The 10,700-nt window shown below is 39.8% G+C and carries 9 protein-coding genes and 1 pseudogene; 9 read left to right on the top strand and 1 reads right to left on the bottom strand.

What is annotated here, in order from left to right:
* The 8 genes and pseudogenes from DXB54_RS12005 to DXB54_RS10965 form a co-directional block, all read left to right on the top strand.
* A pseudogene (locus tag DXB54_RS12005) lies at window positions 1–472 on the top strand (hypothetical protein); the annotation flags it as partial.
* Window positions 473–722: 250 nt separating this feature from the next.
* The gene (locus DXB54_RS10995; RefSeq protein WP_118695204.1) at window positions 723–1,586 is read left to right on the top strand and encodes a helix-turn-helix domain-containing protein; all 864 of its coding nucleotides are present in this window, start codon (window positions 723–725) and stop codon (window positions 1,584–1,586) included.
* Window positions 1,587–1,769: 183 nt separating this feature from the next.
* Window positions 1,770–2,261 carry an HD domain-containing protein gene (locus tag DXB54_RS10990; protein ID WP_021937942.1) on the top strand — a complete coding sequence of 164 codons (492 nt, stop codon included), beginning with the start codon at window positions 1,770–1,772 and terminating at the stop codon, window positions 2,259–2,261.
* Between the two features lie 544 nt (window positions 2,262–2,805).
* Window positions 2,806–3,522, top strand: a complete 717-nt coding sequence (locus DXB54_RS10985) for a LytR/AlgR family response regulator transcription factor (RefSeq protein WP_021937943.1) — start codon at window positions 2,806–2,808, stop codon at window positions 3,520–3,522.
* Window positions 3,523–3,531: 9 nt separating this feature from the next.
* A complete protein-coding gene (locus DXB54_RS10980) occupies window positions 3,532–4,245 on the top strand; it encodes a GHKL domain-containing protein (RefSeq protein WP_118695203.1) in 714 nt (237 codons plus the stop codon).
* A gap of 79 nt (window positions 4,246–4,324) precedes the next feature.
* Window positions 4,325–5,662: a hypothetical protein gene (locus DXB54_RS10975; RefSeq protein WP_118695202.1), complete on the top strand. Its 1,338-nt coding sequence runs from the start codon at window positions 4,325–4,327 to the stop codon at window positions 5,660–5,662.
* A gap of 48 nt (window positions 5,663–5,710) precedes the next feature.
* The gene (locus DXB54_RS10970) at window positions 5,711–7,099 is read left to right on the top strand and encodes a hypothetical protein (protein WP_158578240.1); all 1,389 of its coding nucleotides are present in this window, start codon (window positions 5,711–5,713) and stop codon (window positions 7,097–7,099) included.
* Between the two features lie 207 nt (window positions 7,100–7,306).
* Window positions 7,307–8,068, top strand: coding sequence for an alpha/beta hydrolase (locus DXB54_RS10965; protein WP_158578239.1), 762 nt, complete (start codon window positions 7,307–7,309; stop codon window positions 8,066–8,068).
* A gap of 174 nt (window positions 8,069–8,242) precedes the next feature.
* Here the strand turns inward: DXB54_RS10965 and DXB54_RS10960 are convergent, their stop codons facing one another.
* A complete protein-coding gene (locus tag DXB54_RS10960; protein WP_118695199.1) occupies window positions 8,243–9,145 on the bottom strand; it encodes an N-acetylmuramoyl-L-alanine amidase family protein in 903 nt (300 codons plus the stop codon).
* Between the two features lie 443 nt (window positions 9,146–9,588).
* On the opposite strand from DXB54_RS10960, the gene bioB reads away from it, so the two are divergent.
* Window positions 9,589–10,566 carry a biotin synthase BioB gene (bioB, locus tag DXB54_RS10955; protein ID WP_118695198.1) on the top strand — a complete coding sequence of 326 codons (978 nt, stop codon included), beginning with the start codon at window positions 9,589–9,591 and terminating at the stop codon, window positions 10,564–10,566.
* Window positions 10,567–10,700 lie beyond the last annotated feature (134 nt).

Genomic DNA, 10,700 nt, shown 5'->3' with positions numbered 1-10,700 from the left:
ACTTTGCCTGTTCGGATTCCTGTTTTGGCTGGAGTTTTCACTGTATATAGGAATGCCGGTACGGAAGTGGTTGAAGGGTGATATTGATTATGAAGAGCTTGAAGCGTCATATTTAAAAAGTCAGATGCTTTTCTATAAAACAAATGCATTAGCATTTGAAACTACACATTTACACGGGTTCACAGAGAAAAAAATATATGCAATAGATTATCGGTTGGTCGAGGGAATATCAAGAAAAATAGTACGCCTTAAGAAGTACGAGGAGGGAATTTATAATACGGAGGAGTATCAGCATTTTGCAGTTATTCATGTCAGACTGCCAAGAAGCGGAAATATTTACGATGTTGAGATCGAATTAAATGAGTTTCAGGTTCAAATGGCAATCGATAAGTTATCCACTTACAAGATTGGTGAGGACTTGACAGGAAATATTTCTGTAAATGAGCACAAAGAAAATGAGACTGTAATATAGCCAATAAAACGAATAATTGGGGAAAATGTATTTATATGATGTCAGAAAAATAAAAAAGAAACGAGCAACCCGATTGAGCCATAAGGCTGTACACGACAAAAACCCATTTCTTTGTGAGATGATGATATTATATGAAATGTTATTTGTCAATTCAAATATTCGAAAACATGTCCATCGGAATAAGGTGGTGTTGATATTTTAGAAGACATATGATACAATATCCGAAAAATCGGAAATAAAGAGACGCATTATGAGTATATATGAAAAGATTTTTGCAAGACTTGAAGAATTACACATGAGTCAGATTGAATTATCGCGAAGAACCGGTATTGCTACAAGTACGATCAGTGACTGGCGTAAAAAGAAGATTAATCCGCAGGCAGATAAATTGGTTGCTATATGCAAGGCACTTGATATGTCGCTTGTAGATTTACTTTGCGATGAGGAAGATAAAATTAATATGCTTCCGACAGCAGAATATATTACGGAAGATAAGCGGGTTATGGAGATTATTAATAGTTCTTCTGCCGCTATTAAAAGAAGAGTAATTGCTTATTATTATAGTATTAGATGTAATGAGAATAATGATAAACAAGAACGGAAAATTTCGATTATTAAGGATGAGAATGGCAAAAGTATTGTTTTGATTAATGACGTTAGATATAAGTCTAGAAGAAGCATTGATTGGAATGAAATCGAAATGTATTTAAAACAATATGTTGGGGAATGTTTTGAAATATTAGAAAGTTCGGAAGAAGTGTATATTGGCACTGATTTTCCGGATGAGTTCGCTCATTCAAAGGATACAAAGGAAGTAAAAGGTGCCAATGAAAAAGCAAAAGCGAATGCAGTTACTGCAATCGATAAGCTGATTGAAATAGCAACTGATAAAACGAAATTTCCTGATTATAACAATAGACATGGAGACAAAGCTAAGTTTGGTTGGTATCGTTATACAACTCGTTTTGGAATTCCGGTTTACAATGAAGAGGGGGAATTAGAGAAATATAATATTTTTCGAGCTCGTATATTAGTCAGACGAGATGAAAATGGTAAATTGTATTTATATGATATTGTAACAATAAAAAAAGAAACGAGCAGGCCGCTTGAGTAAAAACTGTACGGTAGTAAACTTCGTTTCTTGTATGGATAATATCATAATTATGATTGGTTGTCAATCAGCGTACTCGAAGTATTGTTCAACAAATATTTGAAAACAGGTCCGTCGGAATGGTGTACACGGAAATGATCTGCCTATTAACAAGGCAGTAGTAAATAGAAAAGAAAGGAGCTACCCATGTTAAACACCCTACACATGCAAATGATAAAACTATACGCCGGTGACCCCAAAAGGATACAGCACTTCTGCAAGGTTCACAGCTATGCGAAACTGATGGCGGAGATGGAGGGGGTGGATGATGATACCAGGTTCATCATTGAAACAGCGGCACTTACCCATGATATAGGGATACATCTTTGTGAGGAGAAGTACGGAGATTGCAGTGGCAAATTACAGGAGAAGGAGGGACCGGCTCTGGCGAAGGCACTTCTTGCGGAGCTTGGATATCCGGAGCGGGTATCAGAGAGGGTTCAGTATCTAATAGCCCATCATCATACCTATAACAATATAGACGCTATAGATTATCAGATACTTGTGGAAGCGGATTTCCTTGTAAATATGTATGAGGACGGACTGTCAAAGGAAAGCGTCAAAGCCTCATATGATAATATATTCAGAACCGAAGCCGGACGGCTTATCTGCCGTGAGATGTTTGACCTTAAAATATGATAAAAAACACAGCAGAATAATTATCTGTTGGGAAGACGTAAATGACGTAGAACAGAAAGTGCAACAAAAATATAACTAAAATACAACTAAAATAAAACTAAAATAAAACAGGATATCATATAAACACAACAGAGAGTTATATTGATATCCTGTTGTGTTTTTTGTGAATTATACTGTGAAAATTCCGGAAATATATTCAAAAACAGATTATGACGTCATAATTGTCGTCACTTGCGTCGAAAAATTCAATTTTTCGACAAAAAAATCCAAATTACATCTTTTATTATATAAACACCCATTGTATAATGTTATGTGCGATGCTACATAGAAGGTTATTATATAATGTAGCATATTATAATTAGATCCTTCTGATTTTTATACCTGGTTGTCACACAGTAATCAGAAGTTATATGCGGAATATCTGCCGGGGTGTGCACCCGTATGCCCGGAATATGCATAGAAATAGGTGATTGCATATCTTTGAGGATCTACGTCTTAAAAGTGGATTTTGAATAGATAATGTAAAAAATGGGGAGTGAAATATATGAGAATTGGTATTTGCGATGACGTAAAAGACGAACAGGAAGAGACGAAAAATTGTTTGTATAACAACTGTAATTTGAAAGAAGAGGACGAGGTTACTTTGTTCTTTCCCGAGGATATAAGAAAGGCTGTTAAGCAGGATATATTTGATCGTGACGTACTTATTCTGGATATAGACTTTGTGGGAAGAGATTACGACGGAATAAAACTGGGTGCCCTTATAAACAAATATGCACCGGAATGTTATATCATTTTCCTGACCAATTTTCTGGAATATGCACCTGAGGTGTACGATATTGAACATTGTTATTTCGTTCTAAAGAAGAACAAGGCTGTTATGCTTCCAAGAGCCATAAATAAGGTGAGAAAGATGTATGAGGCCGACAGGGAGAAAAAGGTCTTGCAGCTTACCACCGACGGAACCACTGCATTTATTTACCTGAAGGATATTATCTATGTTGAGAGACTGGGCAGAAAGACAGTGGTTGTCACAGATAAGAGAAAATATAATTGCTATCTGTCCCTTTCAGAGGTCAACAGACAGTTGCCGGATCAGTTCCAGAGATGTTATGGAAGTTATGTGGTCAATCTTGAGAAGGTGGTAGCAATAGGTAAGGAAGAGCTGGAGCTTGTGGATTCCATCAAGCTTCCTATGGGCAAGACCTATTTCGAGAAGTTCAGGGAAGCCTATATGAAATATTGGGCGGAGCGTATGTAGGGGAGATATATGAAACTGTTAATCATACTGTGTGTCTGGTCGATTGTCATATTTGCAATACTTATGATCGCCAGTCTGGTCAATTACATACAGAAGAAAAAGCTGCTTGGTACTGACTCGGATCTGGAGCTTGTTTCGGCTGAGGCGATCCAGTATCAGGAGCTTATGCGGGCAAATGAGATTCTTGAGGGCTTAAGGGACAGTTATTTTAAACAGGGGACGGAGGCAGATGCAGCTTTAGGTGATGATAGAGACGGATATGCCCATGACAGGATAAATACCTATTCGGGAAATATGTACTTGGACGCAGTGTTGACGATTAAGGAAAGCCTGTGTCAGGAGAAGTCCATAAGACTTGACCTTAATATTGCAAGACTCGAGCCGGGATTTCCCATGGAGGATATGGATCTTGTAAGACTTGCCCAGAATATTCTGGATAATGCAGTTGAGGCGGCGGAGAAGCTTGGCGGCTCGTTTATTTCATTTGTCCTTGAGAATGTAAAATGCAAGGACAGCAGGGTGCTTCACATTACAGCCACCAATTCCAAGCTGAGATCGGAGAAGCCACTGGATCGGAAGTTGGCTACCAGCAAAGAGGACAAGAGTGAGCACGGCTTCGGCACTCAGATAATAAAGGAGCTTGTGGAGAGATATAAGGGTACGGTTAATTTCACTGATCTCGGTGAGAGATTTAAGGTGGATATAGTTGTGCCATACGAATAAAAGCGCATACGTCTTGTGTGCGCTTAAGTTATGTATAGCAGGTTTAGCATAATCGACAGGATAGAAGGGAGGGGCAGATATGTCAACGGCAGTATTACATTCATTATTATTTGGAACGGCGTCGGCAATAGCAAGTGTGATGGCATTTGCCAAGGCAGATCCACTTAAAAGAAAGGCGTCAGCGTGGATCATATCAGTTGTATTACTTGAAGCGGGATGTTTTCTTAATATGTATTCGGTAAACAGCTCCGGAAGCTTGACACTGCTGATGATCGGAGCCTTTGCGAACTGGGTATCATATTTTATAATCGACAGAGGATTTGCCGAGAAACCAAGCTATTTCAACTTGATGATGGTTTATCTGTTACAACAGGTGAACACATTAGTGCTATATATTGTGGTCAGACCCATGCCGGAGATCTTTTATGTAATGACCACCTACCAGGCGAAGAACGTAGTGGATCATCTGCCGGAGTGCCTGTTTGGAATAGGAATTTTTTTGGTAGTAACATGGATATGCCTTGCCATATATGCCAGGCTGTTCAGACGGAAGAGAGAGCATAATGAGCGTTTATTTATGATCATATGTGCACTATGGTCTGTATATGTCGTGTATTCATATCTGGTCAGAGTAGATGTGCTAAGGGAAAGTAACAGTTGGGTTATAGGACGTTTGTTTATGACATCACTTATGGCGTTTGCAGGTGTTGTATTTGCCATAACAGTCACTGAACGTGTCCGCGTCAAGAGAGAGCAGGAGGAGAAAAGGAAAACTCTGGAGCTTCTTGACAGGAACTACAAGGAAGCGGTAGAAAAGAACAAAGAGTTGAGGAAGATAAAGCATGACTTGAACAAGGAGCTTCAGGTTATAAAACTGTTAGCTGAAAATGGTCAGAACACTGAGGCCAGAAGCGGTATGCTGGATCTGTTAGCAAAGCACAGCGAGTATGCAGAACTGTCATTTTCAGGGGACGCCAAGTTCGATATGTTTATCTCTCTTATATTCCGTGAGGCAGATGAGAAGGGCATTGTCCTTGAGCATATCATAGAGCAGTCAAAGGAGAATATTGAAGTTATAGACAGATACACCTTAGTCCTTAAAAAGGTCATAGATGAGATCATGGACAGGAGCAGCAGAACCTACAGGAAGAAAAAAGTTATTGCCGATGATAAACCGTGGATGAGGATCACCTGCCGTAAGAAGGGTAAGCATATTCTGTTTAATGTGGAATATTCAGTTGATCAGTCACAGATAAGAAAAGCCCGGATCATTTCATGGATAACCATCTCCAAGGCGGCGTCCCTTAAGAGTGAGGGACTCATGAATTCGTCTATAGTGGCAGATGGCGGTAATTATTACCTTGAGGAAACGGACGGAAGAGGACTTCTTACCATTATGTTTAATACGAATAACTGATGAAATTATGGCAGGGATTATTCTGTCATGTCAGATATGGAGGAAAATATGTCAAGAGCAGCAGCCTTTGGCGTGGTGTTCGGTATAATTCTTGGAATACAGGCGACAATTATATGGTCAAAGGGTACACAATTTAAAAGGAATGTCTGGTGTTACATATTTACATTTGTGGTATGTGGCGTGGAACAGGGAATTAATTCATATGCGCTGGTAACTGATAACAATTCTCTGCTTGTGATCTCAACTATCATACAGTTGGTGATGATTTATGTTGTCGCTCTTTTATGTACTGATGGACCTGTTTTTTTTAGTATGATTTTATATGTGATTTTATCTCGTTTTAACACATTAGTCATATATATTATTGCAAGCCCGTTCCCGGGGACATTATATGCCTTTTCAGTGCCGGATCCGGACAGGATGTTCAGTGATCCATCTGACTATGTGCTGGGAGGAGTATTGTTTGTACTGTCAGCCTGGCTGTGTGCTATGGTATACAGAAAGATTTTCCCGAGAAATTACAGGGGCAGTGACAGGATATGGAGGATAATCTATATTATATATTGTTGTACGCTGATCCCAATGGATGTCTACAGAAGTATAGAAGTGAAGAATAGTACCTGGAGCATAATAATCATAACAGTGGCGGATCTTCTGATAGTGCTTGGACTGGCCGCCTTTAGCAGCAGCCTTAAGAAACGAATATATGTTGTGAGAAAGCAGGAGGAGAAGCGAAGGACTCTGGAGCTTTTAGACAGGAATTACAGGGAGGCTGTAGAGAAGAACAAGGAACTCAGTAAGATAAAGCATGATCTGAACAAGGAGCTTCAGGTAATAAAGCTGTTAGCTGAAAATGACCAGAACACCGAGGCCAGAAGCGGTATGCTGGATCTGTTAGCAAAGCACAGCGAGTATGCAGAACTGTCATTTTCAGGGGACGCCAAGTTCGATATGTTTATCTCTCTTATATTCCGTGAGGCGGATGACAGGGGGATCATTCTTGAGCATATCATAGAGCAGTCAAGGGAAAATATTGAAGCTATAGACAGATACACCTCAGTCCTTAAAAAGGTCATAGATGAGCTTATGGACAGAAGCAGCAGGCAGTACAGAAGGAAAAAACGCTCAGAGCAAGACGAACACTCAAAACAGCAGGGACAGTCAAAACATCAAAGACAGTCGGGTAAGAATATTGATGATACACCGTGGATGAGGATCACCTGTCGCAGGAAGGGCAGACATACACTGTTTAATGTGGAGTATTCAATACCTCAGTCAGAGATCAACAGGAGAAAGATCATTTCTTTAATAACCATTACCAGAGCAAATGAACTTAAGAGTGAGCAAATGCTTGATTCATCCATAGTGTCCGATGGCGGAAATTATTATGTTGAGGAAGCTGACGGAAGAGGACTTTTAAGTATCATGTTCGACTGATCCTCAGGAAAAGTATTGGAGAAAATCCGGTTGATAGTATCCGGATGTTGGCATATAATAGGGCGGTAAAATATTATTTGCAGTGGGATATGGATAGAATAAAGCTGTAAAATATTATTTGCGGTGGAATATAGACAGTATAAAGCTGAATTAATATAGAATAAAGACTAAATGAAGTTTTATGGACAGCGGCTTAGAGGAACGGATATGAACAACAGATATTTTGAAGTGAATAAAGATGGATATAATATCAGAGCAAAGATATATTATGGTGATCTGAAAAATGTAAAGCAGGTGGTTCTCTTCGGACACGGCTTTGGCGGCCATATGGACAATAAGGCTGCGGAGAAATTTGCCGAGAGAGTAATATCAAAATACAAGGGAAAGGCGGTAGTTACCTTCAATCTTCCATGTCATGGAAATGACGTAAGGAAGACCTTGACCCTTGAAGACTGCGATACCTATATAAGCTTGGTGATGGAGTATATTCAGGAGAAATACGACTCGCCGGAGCTCTTCGTATATGCCACAAGCTTTGGCGGTTATCTTTTCTTAAAATATATTATCGAGCATGGAAATCCATTCAAGAAGATTGCCCTTAGAAGCCCGGCAATAAGCATCTACCGGTCCATGACCGACAGGATAATGAACGCCGGGGATTATGAGAAGCTTCAAAAGGGAAAGGAAGTCCTTGTGGGCTTTGACCGGAAGATCAAGATTGGCATGAAATTCCTGGACTCTCTTAGGGAAAATGATATTACAAAGTACGAGTTCTTTGATTATGCCGATGATATTTACATTATCCAGGGCACAGCCGATGAGATCGTGTCCTTTGATGTTGTAAAGAAATTCGCTGAGGACAATGTGATCGAGTTCCTTCCGGTGGAGGGAGCGGAGCACCGTTTCAGGGATCCAAGGCATATGGAGGAAGCCATATCTACTATAATTAAGTTCTTTGAGTTTGGGTGATTCAGAGATTGAATAAAATAGACAGGTTTCGAATTTTGATGAGTTATAGATTGAAAAAAGAGACTGTTTTGTGTTAGTAACATGAAACCAGTCTCTTTTTAGATTGTATGTATATGGGTTGTATATATTTGCTTGTTTATATGTTTGTATATGCGGTGCTTAATTTATTATGTTTTATTGTTTTAGCTCAAGACCGTAGTACTCTGCGATTGCGTCTGCGTCAAGCTCACCCATTTTCTTCAGATTGTCTTCGCTTTTCAGGATTTCGTTGTCGTGAGTGTTGTCCATGTATGCATGCTCAATGATTATTCCCGGATGACCACCTTCTACGCTATAGCTTATCAGGTAGTACCAGTCCTGGGTTGAGCCATCGTCATATACACCCTTTTCTGCTTTTGTTCGAACCTTGACACCATTAAACTTAATATCCATAGAAGAGAGATTATTACCTATGATATTGCCAAGTTTTGTCATATCCTCTGTGTATGCAGAATAATTGGGCACATATACCTCTGAACCTTCCGGAGAGTCTCCAAGCACACCTGTTGAGCCATTACAATGGATGGCAACGAAAAGGTCAGCATTAAGATCAGTAGCAATTCCGGTTCTTACCTCTATGCATTTGTCACCCTTGTCTTCGGGATCCGGGCAGGAGCCGTCCTCACGGGTCATGTATACCTTTATTCCCTTGTACTGCTCAAGTCTGTCGCGGCATGCCAGGGCAATAGTCAGGTTAAGGTCCTGTTCATTCATGCCAAGCTGGGGATGATTTCTGGTACAATATTCCGAGTCGTGCCCCGGATCAAGAACAACTATCACAGGATCAACCTCTTCCTCTGTGGTTACTTCTGTTGTGGCCTCGGTGGTAAGTTCGGTAGTATCCTGAGGATCCTCCGTAGAAGCAGCCACTTCACTATAGCCGTTTCCATTACCCTTGCTATCTCCGGATGACTTTTTTTCCGAATTCCTTATACAGCCAATGATTATCCCGGTTATGCCGGAGATAATACAGCATATAAGGAGAGTTATCAGGAGATATTTCAATAAAGTGTTGGACGTTTTATTTTCATTTTTCATAATTTCTAGTCAAGCCTTCTTTCATATTTTATTTATGTAATTCTTGAGTTTCATTTGAAAAATTATTTTGATCAACGCACTCATAATCATACTTGATCATCCTTAAATTATAGTTTATTGATCTCTAAAAATCAAAACCTAATATTTTCCTTATCACAAAAACTGTATCCATGTGCTGTGACGTATTTGTGTCACACATTAAAGCCTTTATTACAACATAAATTGATATACTTTTTTCAACGCCTCCCAATTTGTATGTTTACATGAAATTTAAGGTTACAATTATAGAAATGTAAACTCGGCTCAACAATGCTAGGTTGACATTTATCCCCTCATGTTTTATCTTAATAAGAAAGTGCGATAAATTATCAATTACAGATTAAAACAAACAAAAACCAAAACACATTTGCCAAAATAAAAAGCAACACGGAGGACAAAAAGACATGGATATGTTAAAGCTTGCAGATGAAATAATCGGAGGAAGAAGAATAACAAGAGAAGATGACCTGAACATGTTTCTTACATGTGATCTCAAGGAGCTGTGCCAGGGTGCAGATAAGATCAGGGAAGCATTTGTGGGAGAAAAAGTTGACCTTTGTTCAATCATAAACGGAAGAAGCGGACGCTGCCCGGAAGACTGCAAATACTGTGCCCAGTCAGCTCATAATCATACAGCATGTGATATCTACGATTTCCTTCCTGAGGAGAAGATCCTTGAAGCATGTAAGATGAATGAAAGCGAGGGTGTCAACAGATTTGCAATAGTAACTGCCGGAAGAGCACTTTCAGGAGAAGAATTCGAGAAGGCGATCCACGCATACGAGACCATGAAGAAAGAGTGCAAAATAGACCTTTGTGCGTCCATGGGCTTCCTTACAAAAGAGCAGCTTCACAGACTTCACGAGGCAGGTGTTACAAGCTACCATCATAATATAGAAACATCAAGAAGAAATTTCCCGAATATTTGCACCACACATACCTATGATATGAAGATCGAGACACTGAAAATGGTCAAGGAAGAGGGAATGTGTGCATGCTCCGGCGGTATCATCGGAATGGGCGAGACATGGGAGGACAGGCTTGACATGGCAATAAGTCTTGCAGAGCTTGGCATAGATTCAATCCCTATCAATGCCCTTATGCCTATAAAGGGAACCCCGCTTGAGAATCAGGAGCAGCTTACTGAGGACGATATTTTAAGGACCATTGCGTTCTTCAGATATATCAATCCGGACGCAAATATCAGACTTGCGGCAGGCCGTGCCCTCCTTACAAATGACGGCGAGACCGCATTTGAGTCCGGAGCCTCGGCAACCATAACAGGTAACATGCTCACAACAGTTGCATGCGCCACAATAAGAAGTGACAGGAAAATGCTTCAGGATATGGGCAGGGATGTTACTCCCGACTATTGGAAATAAGTATAAAAATAGTCATATTACGTCTTCAAAATTGGTACAGTATACGAAAGTGAAATTTGTTATTGCGTAAATTTTTTCGCCTTGTTACAATAGGAAAGGTTGTTCTGACTTAATTTTATTAAGAAAAATTTAAC

It is taken from the genome of Coprococcus sp. OM04-5BH, from assembly GCF_003482105.1.
In the GTDB taxonomy this organism is placed as follows: Bacteria; Bacillota; Clostridia; order Lachnospirales; family Lachnospiraceae; genus Coprococcus.
Note: the sequence above shows the minus strand (reverse complement) of the source record. Positions and strands in the feature narration are given on the sequence as shown.

Coding starts and splice junctions, on each gene's coding strand:
- bioB (WP_118695198.1), top strand. CDS start 9,589: ATGGATATGTTAAAGCTTGCAGATGAAATAATCGGAGGAAGAAGAATA.
- DXB54_RS10965 (WP_158578239.1), top strand. CDS start 7,307: ATGAACAACAGATATTTTGAAGTGAATAAAGATGGATATAATATCAGA.
- DXB54_RS10985 (WP_021937943.1), top strand. CDS start 2,806: ATGAGAATTGGTATTTGCGATGACGTAAAAGACGAACAGGAAGAGACG.
- DXB54_RS10975 (WP_118695202.1), top strand. CDS start 4,325: ATGTCAACGGCAGTATTACATTCATTATTATTTGGAACGGCGTCGGCA.
- DXB54_RS10980 (WP_118695203.1), top strand. CDS start 3,532: ATGAAACTGTTAATCATACTGTGTGTCTGGTCGATTGTCATATTTGCA.
- DXB54_RS10990 (WP_021937942.1), top strand. CDS start 1,770: ATGTTAAACACCCTACACATGCAAATGATAAAACTATACGCCGGTGAC.
- DXB54_RS10995 (WP_118695204.1), top strand. CDS start 723: ATGAGTATATATGAAAAGATTTTTGCAAGACTTGAAGAATTACACATG.
- DXB54_RS10970 (WP_158578240.1), top strand. CDS start 5,711: ATGTCAAGAGCAGCAGCCTTTGGCGTGGTGTTCGGTATAATTCTTGGA.
- DXB54_RS10960 (WP_118695199.1), bottom strand. CDS start 9,145: ATGAAAAATGAAAATAAAACGTCCAACACTTTATTGAAATATCTCCTG.